Origin of the sequence: Limibacter armeniacum, from assembly GCF_036880985.1 — a bacterium.
Taxonomy (GTDB): Bacteria; Bacteroidota; Bacteroidia; order Cytophagales; family Flammeovirgaceae; genus Limibacter; species Limibacter armeniacum.
This window is the reverse complement of the sequence record NZ_JBAJNO010000004.1, coordinates 262,672-283,442: the sequence shown is the minus strand read 5'-3', so window position 1 is coordinate 283,442 and position 20,771 is coordinate 262,672. Positions and strand designations below refer to the sequence as shown.

Here is a 20,771-nt window from a genome sequence, read left to right as displayed (position 1 = left end):
GTATTTCATTATTTTTAGGAAATTTTTTAAGAAACATAATACAGACCAAGGATGGCAATCAAGGACGAGAGTCTTGGAAATATAGGCAAGGCAATTAAGGAAATAAGACAGGACAAAAGACTCAGCTTGCAGGAGGTGTCTCAGAAGAGTGATGTAACACCTAGCCTGTTGTCAAAGATTGAAAATTTCAGGACAGTACCTTCTTTACCGGTGTTGTTCAATATCGCCCGTGCATTGGATGTAGATATGGCTGAATTGGTAAGGAATGTCAGGCATTCATCTATGGATTATATCCTGATCAGGAAAGGGGAGGTATCTCCTATAGAGCGTTCTGACTCGGAAGGGCTTCGCTACTTTGATCTTATATCACAAGCCATTACCAATGTCAATATGCGGGTCAACTTGGTGGAAGTGAGCGGTAATGTTCACCGTCCGCCAATTGCAACCAACGGGTTGGAACTGCTGTACGTGATTCATGGAGATATCAACTATGGGTTAGGTGAGGAGATGATTGAGTTGCACGAGGGAGATACCCTGTTTTTTGATGGCAATATTCCTCACTCTGTCACCAACGATACAGACCAGAAGGCATTGCTGTTCAAGGTTTACCTGATGGATGTAAATGGGTAACAGCTTTTTTGCTAACGAATAAAAACAACCGCTTCTTGAATAAAGAAGCGGCTATTTGCTTTATAAACCGTTTTGATCGGAATTACATTAATCCTGGCCAAGAGCTACTATTGATAGCTTTTGGGTAACCACTTTCTGCCGTATTGGTTGATTTATTGTACTTGATATAGGTATTGTCACTCAAAAAGAAATAGCAGTAAGTACTGTCCCAGTCAAGGGCAGCGGTAATAGCATTGCCGTATGGCTCCAACCCTGACCATGAGCTGTTGTCAATTGCTTTTGGATAACCAGTATCTACTTGGTCATTGCTGATGCTGTAACTGATATAGGTGCCATCATTCAGGAAAAAATAAGCCTTGTCATTGTCCCAGTTAAGTGCTGCCACAATCTTATCTCCATATCCTTGCAATCCTGGCCAAGTTGAGTTGTTCACTTGTTTCGGATAGCCGGAAAGCACTTGGTCTGTACTCATATCATATTTCAGGTACCTTCCGTCGCTCATGAAAAAGTAGCCATACTGGTTGTGCCATTTAAAAGATGCACTGATAAGTTCCTTGTAACTATCAAGTCCGGGCCATGTTGAGCTGTTGACAGGTTTAGGGTATCCAGCATCAGCTGAGTCGTTGGATTTGTTGTAACGCACATACTGATAATCATTTCGGAAGAAGTAAGCTGTATTGTTAGCCAGATCATTCCAGTCAAGAGCAGCTGAAATTGACAGGTTATTACTATTGCCGTACATACTGAATGAACCTGTAGCACCATTCAACTCGACTGTGTAGGTATTTAACCCAATTGTAGCCGTAGTGTCCGTAAAGTTACCTTGATTTCCAGCAATGGTTCCTACCAATTGGTTGTTGCGGTAGATATTGGCACTATTGCTACTTTGCGAATACCAGAAAACGCTATTTCCTCCTTGAGAAGCTTGCATCACTTTTCTTGGCCCATCTTCTCCGATCAATGGGGCAGATGCCAATTGCCATTCCGGTTGGATCGTGATACCCAGATGTCTCAGGATAGTAGGAGCCACTGAAGTTTGGGCAACTGTCCCATACAGTCCATTAAAACCTGAATTTGGAATAGAAGTAACTGAAGAATTGAATTCATCATTACCTGCCTTGTTCATACCTACAAAGATGGTTTTTTCATAAGTGGTCTGGTTACCATGTGAGTAACCTAAACTTGGGTCACGTCCGTGGTCGGTAGCCACTATGATCAGCCAATCTTCGCCTGTTTGGTCTATACGGTCTTCCACTGCTTGTAATAAGGTTCCCACCTGTACGTCAACTTCAGCAATAGCATTGTTGTAGGCACTTCCCCATCCACTGGCATGTCCTACGTGGTCTACATTATCCAGATGGACAAATAGTAAGTCTGTATTTTCATCCTGTAGGTCATTGACAGCCCATGTAACGGCATGAGCATCATCTCCGCCGTCATATCGACGGTCTACATAGCTCATGTCATTTTCCATAAACTCATGGATGGGAGACCAAACTGCTACTGAAGCTATTTCTGCATTAGGCTGTGCTTCTTTTACATAGGCAAAGATACTTTTCGCTTGAGACTTGTAGGTGGAAGAACTGTTGTTTGGAACTCCATGTTTATCAAACCATACACCAGTCAAAAGGGTAGCCCATCCCGGACCGCTATAAGTACTCTGCTCGGAAGGGGTACCCATGATACCACCTGTAAAGCCTTTACTTATATTCAACTTGTCTAAGTTAGGTGTGCTCACATTTGCCATTTTTTCATACTGTAATCCATCAATGCCAATGAAAAGCACATGCTTGCCAGATGCTGTTCTTAAGTTTGAATTTGGTTCAACTTGGTTGTTTGGCTGTGTGTCAATAATAGCATTGTTACAGCTGCAAATTGCTACATAGATGGCTAGTAATAGCGCTTTAAATAGTTTTTGTGTGTTCATGAGATTTGAATATTTGTAAATTTATGCTGCGATGATATCAAAAAAATAATTAGCTATAACTATGTGTAACAATTCAATAATCAAATGTTTAAATGGCTGTTATGTGAGGGCTTCTAATGTTGAGTAAATTTTAATATTAGTCAATTTAATTGGAGAAGTTGAGACGAGCGCTATTCAGAAATAGCATAGGAAAATACAGGCGACTGCATTGGTCAAAACGATAAATAGATATTTCACATAAATGAATCAACTGGCTGACCTGAGTCAAATATTTCAATTGGCTGCTAGTTCCTTTTATTTGAGAAGCTTTTGAATTGAATTCAGTTCGAAATAGAATTGGAGTAAAGAAGTGAGCGTCTGGTTTATTATTCTGACTTGAAATTGTGGAAGCGTAAATATCAGAAGTCAATGGAAGAAAAAATATGTTAAGACCGAGGTCAACCTCATTTGTTGCTGCCTTTGCAAATAGTAATAAAGCAGCTTTTTATACAGAGATAGAGGGGGATTTTGTGTCCGTTGAAAACTAGCGAAATTTCGTTTATTGGCTTTTGAGTTAAAAATTCAACTTCATTAAAGTTAAAAAATGTTAAAATAAATTTTCACTGAACCAAATACGCTTACAAAAGGAATTTTAATGTTCTCAGCACACTTAACAAAGCTTATTCGTCTTCGTGTCATTAGCGAAATAGAAAATTCTAAAAGTGTATTCTTATCATGAAACAATATTCTATAAGTTACTTTTTACCACTTAAAATATTTTTTAAATGTAAAAATAACCTTAATATTATTTTAATATTCAGTCGTTTGTTAGTGAAAAATTTCTTGCTCATGTTTGTATCGTCAGACAACGATAAAGGAACTACAAACCAAATAATCCTGGAGGTTCCCAAACGATCAAAACCAAATACATTACGGAGTCTGACCTTTAAACGAGATTTTAAGAAACAAGAAAATACATAGAACGATGAAAACATTTAAATCAATTCTGGCAGTTCTGACTCTGAGTATCTTTACACTGATCAACGCTAACGCAACTTACAGACCACTAGGCGGTATCACTTACAGCTTTAAAGTGGCAACCGGTCAGCAAGTGGCAACACTGGTACTAAAAGACATGGAAGGTAAGGCAGTGGACTTTATCCTAAGCAATGCAGAAGGCAAAGTGGTCATGCACCGCAAGTTTGAAGGCGTGGTAGAAACTTCTGCTAAACTGGACTTTGCAGCACTGCAAAAAGGTGATTACACGATGACACTTCAGTTTGAGGATAACCGTGTAGTAAGACAACTGGAGATTACAGAAGCTAAAACAGTGGTGATGAAAGATTACCAACTGACAAGCAAGGATATGCCTTACCAGTTTAAATTGAACGGTAAAGAACTGAGCCTGTTCTTTAACAAAGCAGCGGAGAAAGTGCTGAACATTACAATCACCAACGAAGCTGGTGAAGAAGTTTACAGCTCACGTTTCGTAAGCGGTTTCAAGCCAGTAAAACAGCTTGACCTAAGCCTACTGAAAAGTGGTATCTACTACGTGCACATCAAAGGCAACGAGACTAACGTAACAGAAACAATCGCGCTGTAATCAAAAGCAGACATTCATTTTCATACATACACAAAAAAGTAAAAAGCCCCGCCATCAGGTGGGGCTTTTTCTTTATGTTGGTTGCTAAAGTTTACCACTGAAAGAGTAATTCAACCTTTTGATTCGGTCACGGTACAGGGTCAGGTATTGTGCTTTTAGCTCTTCAGAAAGAAAACTCCTTTGCGTAAGTTGCTCGACCTCAGGGTTGGCAGTGCGGAATGTATCCAGTAGGCGAATGGCTCTTTTTTCCTGCACACCAATCTTCAAGGCAAATTCCAGAAAATCATCGTAAGCATAGTATCCGTTAGCCGCAAAGCTGTCAGTTTCATAGTCATGGGAAAACAGTCCATCTTCCAACGCCATATCCGAATCAGCAACGTGTAGCCGTGTATTGATCAGGTCATATACAGGGCTTAGCAGGTAATCCCCATCCCTTACTTCAATTAGGGAAAAGTTTTTCAGGTGTGCATCCCCATTATGGAAAAGGTAATTGAACAGGATCTGTGCAAACAGTTTTTCCACTTCAACTCTCCAAGCAGGTACAAACTCCCTTAATAAGACTGCAATTTCCTCGTAACTGTATCGGTACTTGAAGTCCGGTCCTGCATTGTCCTTGGTCTTGCCGGCTAATGAAGCAAAATCTTCCAGTCCAAACTTGGTGCCGTCCGATTTTATGTCAAACCGTCGGGTGATATAGGCTGGGGAACCGTCCTGAAAGAAAATCAGGGCATTCTCAGCCGTATTGATCTTGTAAACTTGTCGGGCAATCTGCATGGTCAAATGCTCATTGGCAGGAACCTGCTCCACCAGTTTCAGGTCTCTCGGAATAGGTTTTAGGATATAAGTACCCTGTTCACCGGAATGCGTCAGCCTGAGCCTGTTCTTTTCCAGTACCATACTCAGTTTTTCCTGTACTCCTGAAATAGAGATACGCTTGCGGTTTTCGATAAACAGCTCCGTCACCTCTTCACTAAGTTGCGGAGAGCGGTAAGGAAGTATATGGCTGACTTTCTTCCCTTCAAAAAGTCGTTTACGGCAGGCAGTTGTATAGGTCGAATGTCCTTCCGCCAAAGTACCCGGACAGTTGTAAATCTCTACTTTCATCAGTCAATCGGTTTTACGGATACAGCGCCGATGGTATCAAATTGTGCGGTTTCAAGCAGCAGGCCGAAATGGTCTTCTTCATCCATTTTCAGTTGAAGGCTTTGCAGTTTGCGGTTGACACCTTCACTCAGCATATTGAAGAAAAATGGGAACAGGATTGGACTGTGAAATTCCCGTTTTACCTTGGGTAAGGTTAGGCTTATGGCAGGTAGTTGTGTATCCATAAAATAGGCCTCCTCGTAGACAAATCGGTAGCTATTCCTGTTTTCTTCTGTCAGGATACCCGCCAGCACACCATTTCTGTAAACCTCCGCTTTTCTCATATCTTATTATTGCTTTACCTGTATCACTATTTCGAGTCCCAATACCTCCAGCAGTTTCTGAATGGTAGAAAGGGTAGGGTTTCCTTTTCCATTTTCGATCGCCTTCAGTGTACGGAGTGCTACTCCAGACAGTTCTGCCAGATCCTGTTGCGTAATGCCAAGCGTTTCACGCCTTTGTTTTATGGTAGAAATAAATGCTTCTTGGTGCATTATAATGCTCTTTTGAGTTCAAAAAAGTAAAAAAGTGCTTAAAAAGCAATTAAAAGTGTATTTTAATGCACTTTTTGAGTTAGCAACTAAAATCAAGCTATGTTATTAATGGATAAGGCATCAAAGGAAAGATTGTATAGTCAGCGTGTCAAAACTAGTGATAAGCTTTATTTGATTGCTCGATATATTGAAGAAAAGTATCAGTTTGAACACCAACCAAACCATTGGGATAGTACGTTGGAGGGAATGGAACAAAAGGAGAGCGTTTTTTATAAGGTTTGGTTATGGTTAAACTATGTAGAATATGAAGGCTTAGTTCGTCCTGTTAAAGAATTTATAGAAGTCTTTGGTGAAGAGAAAAATAGAAGCCTGTCTGAAGGCTTAGCTCAACAACAGCTAAATACTACTGATCTGGAAAATTTTTATACATTAGAAGGAGAAGCAGGAAAGGTACTTCTAAAATGGGGAATTAAAGAAGTCATAGGTTAAATGACAATGCCTTATTGAGGCATATTTTTTATTCTAATTGTAATCGGATGTCATCATCAAAGGAGATTCAGCAATCAATATATAAGGCTTTTAAAAAGCTTGATGGAAATGCTTCGTTAGACGAAATAACCATACTGACAGGTTACAGTCAAAATGAAGTAAATCAGGGAATTAAAAGCCTTATAAAAGATGGACACTTATTTAGCATCTCCAATAGAGATCAAAGTGTCATATATAACATGATTTTTCAGCCTTTGTGGAAACGAACCTTAAGAAAGGTAAGGCAAAGTATACGAAAAATTACTAAATCCATTGTCTTTCAATTTGTTAGAATAACTCTTCCTTCAACTATCTATTTTTATCATGCAATTGCATTAAGTGTAATTGCATATATCCTTGTATCTTATTCTTTTCATCCATTTGTCTTACATATTAAGAAAGCATTGGAGGCAGAAGTTGTAATAGGTATTTTATTACTGGTAATAACTTACTTCTGTCTGAGATGGTTTTTTGATCAACATCTTAATTATGAGGAAACAATGGACATTCCTACGTTAGAGTGTGACAACAGAAAGCGTTCGCATATCCATATTCTTCAATCATTTTTGTTAGGTGATCAATATTTAGTTGATGAAGAGGAAAGTGTAAAACATCAGGTGGTAGCCTATCTTCATAAACACGAATATTTAATAACTGTCGCTAATTATATGACTTTGACGGGGTCTCCTAAATGGGAGGCTACAGAAAGCTTGACAAAGTTACTGATTGAATTTGATGGGAATGTATATGTAACAGAAAATGGAACAATTGTTTATGATTTTAGTGAGGTTGAGAATTTACCAGAATCAAAGTTTATCTATGATTACTGCTGGAATAGGCATATACATAATAAGGCGTGGAATATAAATACAAGAAGGCAAGATCAGGAAATCTACGGAATACTCATTAAGATTCTTTTATTTTCAGTAATAACAACTTTACTATTGCTTAATGTAAGTGAAAGTTGGACTTCACTATTGAATATAATATTTGGAGTGCTTCCATTAGTACTTTCTACGCTATTTTTATCATTCTCATTTTTCAATCGTAGGAGGCACTATAAGAAGATAAAAAAACAATTGAAATCAAATGGTATTTATCAACTACTGTATAAGTTTTGTGTAGAGGGAAATGTGCATTTTGATTCCCAAAAGAGTGAACATTATACTCTTCTTAGCAGATTGGATGAGTTTTTAGATTATGAACAAGAGAAAGCATCTTTATTTATTAAAAGTGATTGGTTTTCATCTTCCTTGAAAGATGTTAATGTACTAAGAAAAGTAAACAAAGAGGAGATCACTAACATCAAGGTAAAACCAAGTTATGACCTTCAGTATCTAAGACCAAAATCGATATTTACAGATGATATTTATGGTACTTTTGAGGGAGATGTACTTAAGACTTATACTAAACACTTTAAACCCTTTTGGTATGAGCAATTTTTAGGTTTGGGAATTCCTACAGCTATAATCATTTATATCATATTAGGCGTCGTAGAAAAGAATATACCTTTGTCATTTATATCAGTTATGTTATTTACTGTTCCTATTAATTTAGGTGGTGGATTTTGGGCAATACGTAAATCATTTAGAGGTGGGGAATATGGAGGAATTAATATAAAATCGGGAAAAATAGAGTTTATCTATCAAGATCATCATAATATCGAAACGATAGAAACCACTCAAGTTCAAGGTATATTAATAAGAGCTAAGGGAGAGATTATTACTTATAAAAAAGGAAAAAATAGCCCTTCAACTTATGCGATTGACCTTAAATATAAAATGTTTTTAAGACTAATAGATGGAACAGAAATCGCATTCCCATTAGTTTATGGTTATATAAGAAAAGACATCTATACTTTGAGTTGGGTTTTTAAGCTAGATTTGATTGAAAGGGTTCAGAAATGGAAACATAATAAGGTAGACAGAGAAGTTCAGACTATTTATGAAATGATACAGCAGGAAACATCAGTGCCATTTCAAGTATTTATGGAAATGAAACCTGATCTTGATAAAAGTAATCGAAGGGTTAATTACACTCTAAAGAAAACAGATATTGAGTCATTTGAGAAACAGTTGCTGGAAAGTGGTGCTTTAATTTATTTAGGAGTACAGCCAAAAAATATTGGTTTCTATATTGAGAATCATTGATTTAAATGATTATTACATTTTACTCAAAGTTTTCGATGCAATTTTTGAAATAGTAGTGAGTGGAGAGTTTGCCCAATATTCAAATATAGATCTACAGTCATCAGTTGGTTTAATATTCCATAAAGCTTTTCGAAGATGATCTGTTACCCCCTCACAAAATTCATTGTGATCAAATGGAGTCATAACGATGTCTATATAAAACCTTTGTTTTTCATCTTCTGAAAGTCCTAAATCTGTAGAAAAAGAGCTGACTAAGTCCACAAAATACTCCAAGAAAACAAGGTATCTATAACTGTCAACTTTGTTTCTGCTCCGAATAAATTGGTCGATCATATTGAATAGAACTTCTTTCCCAAGCTTTGCATAGCTGAAATAGTAGCATAAATTAAGCGTAAATTCTAGTCGGAAGAACATAGGATCATGATCTAAAAAGCTCTGTTCAAATTGAAGCTTGATTAACTTATGATAATGTGACTGATTTTCTGAATAAACACTCTTGATTTGGTTATAGATAATAGCTTCTCTCATTCTCTTAAAAGAGAAGTTTATACAAGTAAGGCTCTCATCTAGATGATCATTGACACTCTCATAAGCTGATCTAAAATTTTGTTGATGGACCAATTGTTTTACTGTATACTGATCTACAGTATCATGCTTAAATGTATAGTTATCTATGAAGTCAACGTATTTACAGAATTGGATATATTCGTCTATAATAGATGTCATGTCATTCATTTAAATACAGTTTGAATTTGTAAACGCACCATTTAATCTACCACTGGCAAAATTATCGGATTGAAAGCTTTTGATGCCAGTATTACCTTATCCCCAATCTGGAATTTTTTGACTTCTTCCTCCTGTGCAATAACCTTGACGATATTCTGCTGTACCAGTACGGTGACAATATAAACTACTTCCTGTTTATCAATTTGAAGTATTTCTCCTGCAAACCGGAATTTGCCACTGATATGGTTATCAGTAAAGATGGCGGCAGGTGTGCCTTGTCGGGTGATCTTACCTTTCTCAAGTACCATCACCTGTTGGGATAGCTTGGTGATTTCACCTATATCATGGCTGATCAGGAGGGTAGTCAGCTTATATTCCCTATGTACTTTCAGTAGAAAGTCTTGCAACTTGAGCCTGATTTTGATATCCAGTGCGGCAAGCGGTTCATCCAGCAGTAGCAGCTGAGGACGTTGTACCAATGCTCTTGCCAAGGCTACACGTTGCTGCTGACCGCCTGAAAGGGTAGTGGGTTTCCGATTTTGCAGGTCTCCCAGTTCCATCATTTCTATCAGTTCGCCAATAATGTTTTGAGGTTGACCTTTCGCCAAGGCAAACTGTAGGTTTTCCTGTACCGTCATATTTGGAAATAGGGCATAATCCTGAAAGACATACCCGATACTGCGCTGCTGAGGGGAGAGGTTAATCCTTTTTTCTGAATCAAACCATACCTTGCCATTGACTGTAATGCGTCCATTGTCAGGTGACATCAAACCGGAGAGCATGCGGAGGGTGGAGGTCTTTCCTGCACCGGATTCACCATAAAGCGTGGTAAATGTACCCTGCTCAATTTGACAATTGACTTGCAGTTGCATTTCTCCTGCTGTGGCATTGAGCCGCTTCTGTATATTCAGTTCAATCATTTCAGAAATCGTTTCAGGTAGCCGCCATTGACAAGGTAGACAGACAGCAATACACAAAAAGTAATGGCAAAAAGGATTAGGGAATAGACATTGGCAACACCGTAATGAAGGGCTTCCACTTCCTCATAGATAGCAATGGAAGCTACCTTGGTTTTGCCCGGAATACTGCCACCGATCATCAGCACTACCCCGAATTCACCTACCGTATGCGCAAAAGAAAGGACGATACCTGTCAGGATAGCGGGTTTGATATTCGGTAGCTGTACCTTTAAGAGTGTGGTTAACTTGGATTTTCCCATCACATAAGCAGCTTCAGTCAGCGTGGGAGATAGCCCTGCCAATCCTGCTTGAAGGGGATGTACCATAAACGGCAGACTGTATAACAGTGAAGCTACCACCAATCCTCCGAAAGAGAAAACCAGTTTGATGCCGAACCAATCGGTTAGCCATTCTCCGAATACATTGTTGGGGCTGAATGCCACCAAAAAGTAAAAACCCAACACTGTAGGGGGCAGCACCAAAGGCATACTGACCAATGTTTCGATCAGGGGCTTTAATTTGGAGTTGGTTCGCACCAGCCAGAAGGACAGCATCAGAGAGAGGGGAAAAAGGAGCAATGTCGTAACGGTTGCCAGCTCAAATGTCAGTATCAGGGGTGTCCAATCCATTATTCAGAGAGCATTATTTCATTTAACTTGATCATGGCTATGACGGTATCGTTTTGTTGTAAGTCCAGTTGCCTAACGGCATCGCTGCTGATAATGGCTATCAGGTTGCCTACTTCGCTTTCGATGGTCAGCTTGCTTAGAAGAGAACCTTTTTCAATTACAGCTAACGATCCTTTTATCTTGTTGGTCAGACTCACGGCATGTTCCGTATCAGTGCCTATTACTACTTCGGTTTCCTTGAAAAGTATATGAATCGGGTGGTCAACCTTCAAGTAAGCTGCTGTTTCTGGTGTTTCAATAATAATGGTTTGAAGTTCAATGGTTGCTACTTTTACTGTAACCAAAGACATGCTGCCACTGACCCGAATATTAGTGATGTGTCCTGATAGTCGATTCATTTACTGCGTATCCAAATGCTTTCAATATTTTTTTTGCGTCAGTCGAAAATAGGTACTGATAAAAGCGCAGTACTTCAGGTCTGACTGTCTTGTCTTGCTTGACAATAATAACACCTTGCTCCAAAGGAGTATAAAGACTATCGGGAACTTGTGTCCATTTGCCTTTTCCCTTCATTTCAGGTGAAAGTACGACTGAGAGTGCCGTAAACCCCAGTTCGGCAGACTTTGATGTGATAAACTGGTTGGTTTGTGCGATGCTCTCCCCAAACACCAGTTTGCCCTTTACTTTTTCCGTTAATTCCGTTTTTTCTAAGGATTCCGTAGCGGCTTTTCCATATGGGGCAGTTGCAGGGTTTGCCAAGGCAATGTGGTTTACCTTATTCCCTGTAAGTGCTTCTATGGATGGTGAGATGTTTTCCATCATCGACCAAAGAACAAGTTTCCCGTAAGCGTATACTTTTGGGGTGGTTGCAGCCTTTCCGATGCTGTCAATCTCCTTAGGGTATTTCATATTGGCAGAGACAAAAATATCGTATGGCGCTCCTTCCTTGATCTGTGCTGTCAGTTTTCCAGATGAGCTGATCACCAAGTTATATTCAAGCCGATGCTCTTTGGCAAAAGAGTCTGCCAAAGCTTGAATGGCAAACTGCATATTGGCAGCTGCTGCAATGGTAATGACTTCCTTTTCTTTACTTTCTGCACGCTTGTTACAACTGGAAATCACCAAAAAACAGGCAGTCAGTAAGTAAATGATAAAGCTGATTGTTCTCATTTAGTTTAATATAAAAATTCAATACCCAGTATAAGTATTTCTCAAGATAGTGTAGCAGCTTCAGAAAGTCACATGGTATCCTTCAATAAACTTTTGAGATGTGCTATTTCATCCTTTTTGCTGTTCAACTTTTTAGAGCCAAAATACAGTGTATTCTCCAGCAATTCTTTCCCTTCCCAAACCAGTTGAATCTGATTGTTTTTGATTTCTTCCCTACAAAGAAAATCAGGTACAACAGCTAATCCATTTCCAGCCTTCAGGCATCGGACAATGGAATGCAGGTTAGGAACAATAAAGTTTGGCCTGAAGTCAGGGTGTTTACCGAAGTTGAGGCGCCAGAACCGGAAAAGGTGTTCCATATCTCCGGTGGTGCCAAACCATTTATGGCTGATAAGCCACTCTTCCAGCTGACCCAGTGACTGTTCCGCTACAATGTTTTGAAAATCCTGTATATCAATGCTGTTGCTACCTACCAGCAATATTTTTTCCGAGGAAAATGCCTCAAAATCAATGCTGGTCGAACTGCTTTTATGTGGCGTGATAATCAGGTCAAGAATGCCTTTTTCGAGTTGGTCAATCATCTCAGGGTATTCCCCAAAGCTGATAATCATATTGAAAGGCAAAGAAGCGACATAAGGCTCAAGCGTGATCTGGAAAGTCTCAAAGCACATTCCTACACTGACCGTCGGCGTATCCTTTTCAGTACTTTTCTGGAAGGTCTTTTCCGCTTCTTCCAGTTTTGCCATCGGCTCTGAAATCACGTTGAAAAGTATCTTTCCCCGCTCAGTTGGAATCATTTTTCTGCCCGTTCTCTTGAACAGCTTATACCCTACATAGGCTTCCAGTGAGCTGAGATGCAAACTGACACCGGGTTGGGATATAAATAATTCTTCTGCTGCACCCGTTAGGGTTCCTACCTTATAGACTGCCTTAAAAGTCCTGTACCACTCCAGATTTACCATATCATTTCAACTATTATAATTATGATAGAAAGCTATGAATTAAACTATTTTTATCATAGTTGATTGTGCTATTTCTTTGCATCATGAAACAAAACAACACAACTATGAAAAATGTATTGATCATTAATGCTGGACAGAATTTCGGACACTCAGGAGGCAGATATAACCAGACTGTGACTGAACAAACAATGGAATTCTTTAAAAATCAGGATGGTATCAATGTTCAGGTTACCCATATCGCTGAAGGATACGACAAGGATCAGGAAGTGGAGAAATTTGTATGGGCAGACTATATCATCTACCATACACCAGTCTGGTGGTTCCAGTTGCCAAACGGTTTCAAGAAGTACATCGATGAGGTATTCACGGCAGGCCATGCGAAAGGGATCTACCACAGTGACGGCAGGGATGCTTCCAATCCGTCAATCAACTACGGAACAGGAGGGATGATGCATGGGCGTAAGTATATGCTGACCACTTCATGGAATGCTCCGGCTACAGCTTTTACCTTGCCGGGTGAGTTCTTTGACCAAAAATCAGTGGATGAAGGTGCCATGTTCGGATTTCATCGTATGAATGCCTTCACTGGGTTGGAACCGTTGAAGAGTTTCCATTTCCATGATGTGGAGAAGAATGCCAATGTTGAGCGAGACATTAAAAAATACGCTGAGCACTTGGAAGAAGTATTCAATGAAGAGTTCAAGCAAACCGAAATAGAATTATGAAAGTCTATCTGACAGCTATCATTAAGGCAAAACCTGAGCACAGGGAGGAAGTATTGCAAGTCCTTAATACTATGGTGGAGCATTCACGCAAAGAAGCAGCCTGTCTCCAGTATGATCTGCATCAGGGTACCGACGATGAAAACATGTTTGTATTCTATGAGATATGGCAGGATCAGCAAGGACTTGACCAGCACAATCAGCGCCCATATATAAAAGCGTTCGCCAGTATTATTGATGAAAAACTGGCTGAGCAGCCAATTATACATAAAACTAAAATCCTTTGATTGATATGGAATACAGAGCACTAGGGAATACGGATATAAAACTGTCAGCGATCACATACGGATCCTTTGCCATTGGTGGTAATATGTGGGGCGGTAATGTCCATAAAGATTCGATTGCTTCCGTTCAGGCTTCGTTGGAAAATGGGGTAACAACCATTGATACAGCACCATTTTATGGATTTGGCTTGAGTGAGGAGGTTATTGGAGAAGCCATAAAAGGAAAGGACCGTTCTTCAATTCAATTGCTGACAAAATTCGGATTGGTTTGGGATGGCAGCAATCAAGGGAAGGGCATTCATTTCTTTGATGCAGTAGAAAATGGGAATACAATTCCTGTTTACAAGTATGCAGGAAAGGGAAGTATCATCAGAGAGGTGGAGGACAGTCTGAAAAGGCTGAAGACAGATTATATAGACTTGCTTCAATTGCATTGGCCAGATGACAGTACTGCCATTAGCGAAGTGATGGAAACGATGGAACGTTTGGTGGAGCAAGGGAAAATTAGGGCAGCAGGTGTAAGCAACTACGCTGTAGCTCAACTTGATGAAGCAGCTGAAACGTTTTTACCAGCCAGTAATCAGGTGGCCTATAGTATGCTGAACAGGTCAATCGAAAGTGATTTGGTGCCATATGCGATTCAGAACAAGGTGGGTATTATTGCCTATAGTCCAATGGAAAGGGGCCTTTTGACAGGTAAATATTTCCAAGATGGAAAATTGAAAGAGGACGACCACCGTAACGAATACTTTAAGCAGTTTGATTTGCATAAGGTTAAAGGTTTCCTCGATAAGCTATCAGGTTTGGCTGCTGATAAATCTGTTAGTTTGGCACAACTGGTATTAAGGTGGACAACCTTGCAAGATGGCATTACAGTGGTGCTGGCAGGGGCAAGAAATGCAGAACAGGCTATTCAGAATGCAAAAGCAATGGAAGTATCTCTTAGCCATGAAGAGCTGACCTTTATTGAAAAGGAATTGACACATGTAATTTCAGCCAACTAAATACATATTGGGATATTTCAAACACCTGAAGAACTTTCTCTTCAGGTGTTTTTTTATTAAAAATAGGCAAGTATTGAATTGGAATAGAGAGATAACCCTTTGATAATGTACTAAAGGATGCTGTTATCCTGTTCCACCCTTTCAAGGTTATGAGATAATAAATGCTGTAAATTGTTTCCTTTAGATTCGAGCATTGAGTTATGATAACCTGACTCCTTGAAGGTGCTAAACCTTTGTAGCCATCAGCCATCGGTTATCTTTTTAAAGCTCCGTTAGGAGCGACATCTTGAAATAACCAACCAAAGTTCGGTGCTATCGGAAACAGTGTTTGCTGTAAGAGAAAAAACCCCAAAGGGATTCAATAATAGTAGCCGTAGGCTTTAGCCTGCGGTATCAGTAAATCCATTTATCCAATCCCAAAGGAGTTGAACCAATAAATCATTGAAGCGTTTAAAACTTCCGATTTCAATGATACATCTGCTTAAGTATTCGATCACAACATGATAGGGTATAGCAGATGCTACCATCAGTTGAGGATTGTTATTCTATCTTTTAGTAAGAAATTGATATTTTCGAGGGACTAGAAACGATTATTTACTTTAGGCACAAGTAGCGTAATTCTGCACTCGCTATGCTCGCTTGAAATAATGATACTTGCGCAAGTGGGTAAATACTCATTTTGGGGATAAAGTCCCTTCCTTAGGTGAGTTGAGAGAATTTTTCCATAATATCAAGTCGAAAGCTGTGAATATACAACAAAAGGCTAAATCAGCTCCTTCTCATGGAAAGTTTAAATGTGCATGTTCCTCTTGTTCCAATTTATTAGAAAAACTACATATTGAAGAAGTATCACATTAAGAAAGAAATAGAATGATAAGACTACCTGAAGAAATAATTCCTTATTTTGAAGAAGCTGGATGGAAAGAAGGTCGTAAAATAGATTTGTCAAATTTATTAAAAAATGAATTTGGGGAATATCCTGAGAACTATCTTTTGTTTATGTCAGAGTTTTTAGGTTTAGAAATACATAACAAGGGTGAAATTGAATATATTAGTGATGGTCAAGTAGATAAAATAGAATATGATAATTACATCCACTTTGATTTAATGTATGGTGAAGAACTTGTAATTGATGCAGAGGGAGAAGAAGGAGGAATAAAATATTATTCTGACTTGATAGGAAAGAAACTATATCCTATCGGTATGGTTCGAGATGATTTTACGGCTGCTGTTGACGAAAACCTTGCAGTGTATATATTTAATACTGGAATTCTAGGATGTGTAAAAGTTCATGATGATCCTTATCAAGGACTTAAGTGTATATTAAAAAATGATTTATATACTCATGCTTATATTCTAGAAGAGGAAGGGGAACATAAGGGAAAATGGTTTAAACGGAAAGTTCCTAAGGGGTGACTACTCCCAATAGTTAAGCATCTATTTAATCGAACTTAACTTTTTTGAGTTTGAAATCGTTTTCAAGGATCTTCAGATCCGAATCGAACCACAACAAACATAGGGAATAGCAGAGAAGTATAAACAAGCCATCAAGTGTAAAAACCTTGGTGGCTTGTTCTTTTAGGTACTACTCCATTAGCGCTAGGACTTGCTTCCCAAAGTTGAACTTAAGCCATTGGCTTTCACTCCTAACATGAGTTTACCCGAATTTTCGGTGTAATATAAAAGAACCTTCAAAAGGGAATGTTATTTCTCTTCTGAAGGTTCTTTTTTATGAAGAATTATATTCTACATAAAGAAACAAAGCCAGCTCCCAAAGAGTGCGCCCGTCTGGCAAAAATCACCTTAAGTCGGTTGTACGTATTTCTGGAGCCTTTACTTGAGACCTTGAACCAAGTATTGGACAAACGTCTGGTCCGAACTTTCTACCATTTATTTGTCTCGATCCTGAGCCTGGAAAACAGTCGGCACTCCTTGCTGGTGACCAGGTTAGGCGCCCACTTTTTGGGAGAGCACCAAGGCTGGGCAGGTATGAAACGTATCCATCGGCTACTGGACTCACAGAAGTGGATGTCAACCTTGCTGGATAATTTCTTTGAGCAGCAGGCTGTAGCATTTGCCACAGAGGTAGTGGCTAGCGGCAAGTGGTTGCTGGCCCTGTGGGACGATGGGGAAATAGAAAAGCATGAGACGGAAAAGGGGGAAGGGCTCTGCCCTGTACGCAGCAGCAAGTTCAAGCGTCTGATCCGCATCCGGAAAGGGTATTACGATCCTCCTACCACCAAGCCTGCTTTTGTAGCAGGCCTGCATTGGCTAACGGTATTGCTGTCGGGTATGGATACGGCTCCCATCCTGTTTCGCAGTGACTGTTGGAGCCATCGTGGTCCGCAGGCGGAAGGCTGGTATGACCGGCATGTCAGGCTCCTGAAGCGATGTCAGGAGTTGCTTGGAGATACCGCGCTACATGTATTTGACAGAGGCTTTGCCGCAACCCGTTGGCTCAGCTTCCTGATCGGACTGCAATGCCGGTTCCTCATCCGGTGGAACGGACACTACATCCTGCTCAATTCCGCCGGGGTGAAAAAGAAGACCTGTTACCTGTCCATTGGAAAAAAAGCCACCTCTACACGGATGGTATGGGACATGAAACAGCAGGTCTACCGAAAAGCCGGTGTCCTCTGGATGAGGGTGACGCACCCTGCATACCCGGATGTGCCACTCACCCTGATCATCTGCCGGTCAGGAAAGATGGGAAGAAGCCCTTGGTATCTACTCACTTCCGAGAGGGTGGAAAACAGTCGACATGCCTGGAAACTGGTTTTTGCCTATTCAAGAAGATGGCTTGTCGAAAGCACTTTCCGTTACAACAAAGCTGAGCTGGGTATTGAGTCTATCAGAGTCATGACATGGGAAAAGCGAATGAAGTTTATCAAGATCGTCATGCTTGTTTACCTGTTTTTGCTTTGGCTGATGCATTTGAGGAAGGGTGTCCTAGTAGTACTTATTCTAAAACATACTTCTGACAAAAAAGGAAAGCGGTACAGAATTGCTTCCATACCGCTTTATAGACTTAGAGATGCCCTGATTTTCTTGATGAAACAAGAATTCGGGTAAACTCATGTTTACTTTATCGTGTTGATGCTTTGATCTGTAACACTGTATCAAACACTTTTTTGATGGCTGGTACTTCATCCCAATCTTCTGCATTGATTTCTTTGATCAGTTGAGCAGTAGCTGCACGTCCCATCTCGTAAGCAGGTTGCTTCATGGTGGTGATGGTTGGGGTGATAATATCAGTAACAGGATCACCAGCAAAACCTGTAACAGCAATGTCTTGCGGTACCTGAATATTCCTTTCTTTAAGATAACGAACTACCTCCACAGCCATATAATCATGTACACACATAATGGCTTCAGGATGCTTCGGTTCAAGCAACATCTTACGGACAGCCTCTTTTACATCCGAAGATAGCTTCAGACATTCATAAACCCGGCTGTCAGCTGTATTGATATCATAATCCCGTAAAGCTTGTAAATAACCCTCATATCGGTGTCGGCTAATCTCCAAACTCATAGGACCACTCAAGTAAGCAATATCACGGTATCCTTTTTCAAGCAGGTAATGCGTCAGTTCAAATGCTCCCTTATAGTCATCTACGACTACTTGAGATACAGGAAGCTCAGATACCGTTCTGTCAAAAAGAACCACAGGAACACCACTGTTCTTAAGGTTTTCTATGTGTTTGAATGATTGAGTCTCTCTTGAAAGAGAGATCAGTACCCCTGCAGCACGGTTATTCCTTAAAATCTGAGCTTGATTGACCTCTTCTTCAAAACATTCGTCAGACTGGCAGATCATGACACTGTAGCCCTGTTCTTTTGCCTCGTGTTGAATACCTTCCAATACTTTGGCGAAGAAGTGTTGCTGAGAGATTTCTGGTACAATTACCCCTATGATATAACTCTTTTTACTGGCCAAGCCTGAGGCAAGTAGGTTGGGTTGATAGTTCAACTCTTCTGCAAGCGCCTTTACTTTCGCCCTTGTCGCCATATTCACATCAGGATGGTCTTTCAAGGCTCTTGAAACGGTGGATTTCGATATCCCTAGGCGAATCGCAAGATCTGTGATGGTATAGTTCTTTTTCATGATAGTTGTTTGTCTGTCTAGATCAATAGGCTGGCAGAAGAACAGAATTTGCCATAAAAATACCGAGTATTCAATCAATATGAAAATTGGAAACGGTTGCGAAACCGTTTTTTCCTTTGACGTTTTTATAATCCATTGGTTTTACGGTGCCTGCATATTAGAATTGTAATATATACAAGTACAGAGAGTACAAGGAAATAAAACTTCAATTTTCTTATAGCATATATGTATTTTCTAGGATACGATATTGGCACTTCATCCGTAAAGGCAAGCTTAATAGAAGCTGATTCAGGCAAGCTGGTAGCCTCAGCATCTTTTCCTGAAAAGGAGCAGGCAATCCTTAGCCCTCAGGCAGGATGGGCAGAACAGGAACCTGAGATGTGGTGGGATTCCTTGAAGGAAGCAACCAAGAAACTGAGAGCTAAAGGCTTTAACACCCAAAAGGTATTGGGCATCGGTATCGCTTACCAAATGCACGGACTGGTTGTGGTGGACAGAAACCTGAAACCGTTACGCCCTTCCGTTATCTGGTGTGATAGCAGAGCTGTAGAGATTGGCAATAAGGCTTTCAATGAATTGGGAGCAGATCAGTGTTTGACACACCTGTTGAATTCTCCAGGCAACTTTACCGCTTCAAAGTTGAAGTGGGTAAAAGAGAACGAGCCTGAGGTATATGAGCAGATCTACAAGATCATGTTGCCGGGTGACTATATCGCCATGAAACTAACAGGTGAAGTCAATACAACTATAACAGGTCTATCTGAAGGTACTTTCTGGGATTTTGAAAAAGAAGATACAGCTGATTTCCTTTTGGATTACTATCAGTTGGATAAACAGCTTTTGGCTGATATATGTCCTGTATTCGGAGATCAGGGAAAAGTAAAGCCTGAAGTGGCAGAGGAATTGGGCTTGGCAGTAGGAACTAAAGTTTGCTACCGTTCAGGTGACCAACCAAACAACGCCCTTTCACTGAATGTAATGAAGCCAGGTGAAATTGCAGCTACAGCAGGTACTTCTGGTGTTGTGTATGGCATCAGTGATGAGCTGAAATACGATCAGGAATCCAGAGTGAATACTTTTGCTCATGTTAACCACACAACTCAGGACAGACGTTTAGGGATTCTCCTTTGTATCAATGGAACAGGAATCCAGAATAGCTGGATGAAGAACACAGCAGGCGGACATCTTTCCTATAATGAAATGAATGATGCTGCGGCTAAGATTCCGGTAGGCGCTGAGGGCTTGCAGATTTTCCCATTCGGAAACGGAGCTGAGCGAATGCTTTCCAATCGTACATTGGGTGCCAGTATTCACCAGTTGGATTTCAATAAGCATACACCTGCACACCTTTACAGAGCTGCTCAAGAAGGTATTGTATTCTCTTTCCAGTATGGAATATCTATCATGGAAGAGATGGGAGTGAAACCTTCAGTGATTAAGGCTGGCAAAACCAATATGTTCCAGAGTGAGGTGTTTACAAGCACTTTGTCCAGCGTGACAGGAGTACCAATCGAGCTATATGATACAGATGGTAGCCGTGGTGCAGCAATGGGAGCCGCATTTGGTTTTGGGCACCATACTTCTATCGATTCAATTGCTGAGTCTGTAGCGTGTACAGGATTGGTAGAACCGGACTTGACTAATCAAGCAGTATATCAGGAAGCATATGGAAGCTGGAAGAACCAGCTGGAGACATTGCTGAAAAATGCCTGATATAACATAGTATACTGAATAAAGAAATTGATAATTCATAACC

The 20,771-nt window shown here is 40.1% G+C and carries 21 protein-coding genes; 10 read left to right on the top strand and 11 right to left on the bottom strand.

Going from position 1 to position 20,771, the window contains the following annotated elements:
* Positions 1 to 51 precede the first annotated feature (51 nt).
* The gene (locus V6R21_RS04710; RefSeq protein ID WP_334241050.1) at positions 52 to 630 is read left to right on the top strand and encodes a helix-turn-helix domain-containing protein; all 579 of its coding nucleotides are present in this window, start codon (positions 52 to 54) and stop codon (positions 628 to 630) included.
* 82 nt (positions 631 to 712) lie between these two features.
* Here V6R21_RS04710 and V6R21_RS04705 read toward each other — a convergent pair whose 3' ends face one another.
* A complete protein-coding gene (locus V6R21_RS04705; protein WP_334241048.1) occupies positions 713 to 2,557 on the bottom strand; it encodes an alkaline phosphatase family protein in 1,845 nt (614 codons plus the stop codon).
* A 964-nt stretch (positions 2,558 to 3,521) separates the two neighbouring features.
* Between V6R21_RS04705 and V6R21_RS04700 the strand changes: the two genes are divergently transcribed.
* Positions 3,522 to 4,139, top strand: coding sequence for a DUF3244 domain-containing protein (locus V6R21_RS04700; protein ID WP_334241046.1), 618 nt, complete (start codon positions 3,522 to 3,524; stop codon positions 4,137 to 4,139).
* 84 nt (positions 4,140 to 4,223) lie between these two features.
* Here V6R21_RS04700 and V6R21_RS04695 read toward each other — a convergent pair whose 3' ends face one another.
* The 3 genes from V6R21_RS04695 to V6R21_RS04685 are packed head-to-tail and all read right to left on the bottom strand — an operon-like array spanning position 4,224 to position 5,776.
* The gene (locus tag V6R21_RS04695) at positions 4,224 to 5,243 is read right to left on the bottom strand and encodes a type II toxin-antitoxin system HipA family toxin (RefSeq protein WP_334241044.1); all 1,020 of its coding nucleotides are present in this window, start codon (positions 5,241 to 5,243) and stop codon (positions 4,224 to 4,226) included.
* The gene (locus tag V6R21_RS04690) at positions 5,243 to 5,566 is read right to left on the bottom strand and encodes a HipA N-terminal domain-containing protein (protein ID WP_334241043.1); all 324 of its coding nucleotides are present in this window, start codon (positions 5,564 to 5,566) and stop codon (positions 5,243 to 5,245) included. The genes V6R21_RS04695 and V6R21_RS04690 overlap by 1 nt, the downstream gene beginning before the upstream one ends.
* Positions 5,567 to 5,572: 6 nt before the next feature.
* A complete protein-coding gene (locus tag V6R21_RS04685; protein WP_334241041.1) occupies positions 5,573 to 5,776 on the bottom strand; it encodes a helix-turn-helix transcriptional regulator in 204 nt (67 codons plus the stop codon).
* 108 nt (positions 5,777 to 5,884) lie between these two features.
* On the opposite strand from V6R21_RS04685, the gene V6R21_RS04680 reads away from it, so the two are divergent.
* A complete protein-coding gene (locus V6R21_RS04680; RefSeq protein ID WP_334241039.1) occupies positions 5,885 to 6,265 on the top strand; it encodes a hypothetical protein in 381 nt (126 codons plus the stop codon).
* 47 nt (positions 6,266 to 6,312) lie between these two features.
* Complete coding sequence (locus V6R21_RS04675) at positions 6,313 to 8,454, top strand: hypothetical protein (protein WP_334241037.1); 2,142 nt, start codon at positions 6,313 to 6,315, stop codon at positions 8,452 to 8,454.
* Positions 8,455 to 8,466: 12 nt separating this feature from the next.
* Here the strand turns inward: V6R21_RS04675 and V6R21_RS04670 are convergent, their stop codons facing one another.
* The 6 genes from V6R21_RS04670 to V6R21_RS04645 form a co-directional block, all read right to left on the bottom strand.
* Positions 8,467 to 9,189: a hypothetical protein gene (locus V6R21_RS04670; RefSeq protein ID WP_334241035.1), complete on the bottom strand. Its 723-nt coding sequence runs from the start codon at positions 9,187 to 9,189 to the stop codon at positions 8,467 to 8,469.
* A 32-nt stretch (positions 9,190 to 9,221) separates the two neighbouring features.
* On the bottom strand, positions 9,222 to 10,100 hold the full coding sequence (locus V6R21_RS04665; protein ID WP_334241033.1) for an ATP-binding cassette domain-containing protein: 879 nt from the start codon (positions 10,098 to 10,100) through the stop codon (positions 9,222 to 9,224).
* Positions 10,097 to 10,768 (bottom strand): molybdate ABC transporter permease subunit, encoded by a 672-nt coding sequence (modB, locus tag V6R21_RS04660; RefSeq protein WP_334241340.1) that lies wholly within the window; start codon positions 10,766 to 10,768, stop codon positions 10,097 to 10,099. The genes V6R21_RS04665 and modB overlap by 4 nt, the downstream gene beginning before the upstream one ends.
* Positions 10,768 to 11,166, bottom strand: a complete 399-nt coding sequence (locus tag V6R21_RS04655) for a TOBE domain-containing protein (RefSeq protein ID WP_334241031.1) — start codon at positions 11,164 to 11,166, stop codon at positions 10,768 to 10,770. Before V6R21_RS04655 ends, modB begins: the two co-directional genes overlap by 1 nt.
* Entirely contained in the window at positions 11,138 to 11,938 is an 801-nt protein-coding gene (gene modA / locus V6R21_RS04650; protein ID WP_334241029.1) for a molybdate ABC transporter substrate-binding protein, read from the bottom strand. The genes V6R21_RS04655 and modA overlap by 29 nt, the downstream gene beginning before the upstream one ends.
* Before the next feature lie 68 nt (positions 11,939 to 12,006).
* The gene (locus V6R21_RS04645) at positions 12,007 to 12,900 is read right to left on the bottom strand and encodes a LysR family transcriptional regulator (RefSeq protein WP_334241338.1); all 894 of its coding nucleotides are present in this window, start codon (positions 12,898 to 12,900) and stop codon (positions 12,007 to 12,009) included.
* A 104-nt stretch (positions 12,901 to 13,004) separates the two neighbouring features.
* Here V6R21_RS04645 and V6R21_RS04640 point away from each other — a divergent pair, with 104 nt between their 5' ends.
* The 5 genes from V6R21_RS04640 to V6R21_RS04620 all read left to right on the top strand — a co-directional run bounded on the left by V6R21_RS04640 (position 13,005) and on the right by V6R21_RS04620 (position 17,982).
* Positions 13,005 to 13,625, top strand: coding sequence for an NAD(P)H-dependent oxidoreductase (locus V6R21_RS04640; RefSeq protein WP_334241336.1), 621 nt, complete (start codon positions 13,005 to 13,007; stop codon positions 13,623 to 13,625).
* Positions 13,622 to 13,909: a putative quinol monooxygenase gene (locus V6R21_RS04635; RefSeq protein WP_334241335.1), complete on the top strand. Its 288-nt coding sequence runs from the start codon at positions 13,622 to 13,624 to the stop codon at positions 13,907 to 13,909. Before V6R21_RS04640 ends, V6R21_RS04635 begins: the two co-directional genes overlap by 4 nt.
* Positions 13,910 to 13,914: 5 nt before the next feature.
* Positions 13,915 to 14,910: an aldo/keto reductase gene (locus V6R21_RS04630; RefSeq protein ID WP_334241334.1), complete on the top strand. Its 996-nt coding sequence runs from the start codon at positions 13,915 to 13,917 to the stop codon at positions 14,908 to 14,910.
* An 870-nt stretch (positions 14,911 to 15,780) separates the two neighbouring features.
* Positions 15,781 to 16,326: an SUKH-3 domain-containing protein gene (locus V6R21_RS04625; RefSeq protein WP_334241332.1), complete on the top strand. Its 546-nt coding sequence runs from the start codon at positions 15,781 to 15,783 to the stop codon at positions 16,324 to 16,326.
* A 315-nt stretch (positions 16,327 to 16,641) separates the two neighbouring features.
* Positions 16,642 to 17,982 (top strand): transposase, encoded by a 1,341-nt coding sequence (locus V6R21_RS04620; protein WP_334241169.1) that lies wholly within the window; start codon positions 16,642 to 16,644, stop codon positions 17,980 to 17,982.
* A 13-nt stretch (positions 17,983 to 17,995) separates the two neighbouring features.
* Here the strand turns inward: V6R21_RS04620 and V6R21_RS04615 are convergent, their stop codons facing one another.
* Complete coding sequence (locus V6R21_RS04615; RefSeq protein WP_334241330.1) at positions 17,996 to 19,015, bottom strand: LacI family DNA-binding transcriptional regulator; 1,020 nt, start codon at positions 19,013 to 19,015, stop codon at positions 17,996 to 17,998.
* A gap of 225 nt (positions 19,016 to 19,240) precedes the next feature.
* On the opposite strand from V6R21_RS04615, the gene V6R21_RS04610 reads away from it, so the two are divergent.
* Positions 19,241 to 20,728, top strand: coding sequence for a xylulokinase (locus V6R21_RS04610; protein WP_334241328.1), 1,488 nt, complete (start codon positions 19,241 to 19,243; stop codon positions 20,726 to 20,728).
* Positions 20,729 to 20,771: the final 43 nt, after the last annotated feature.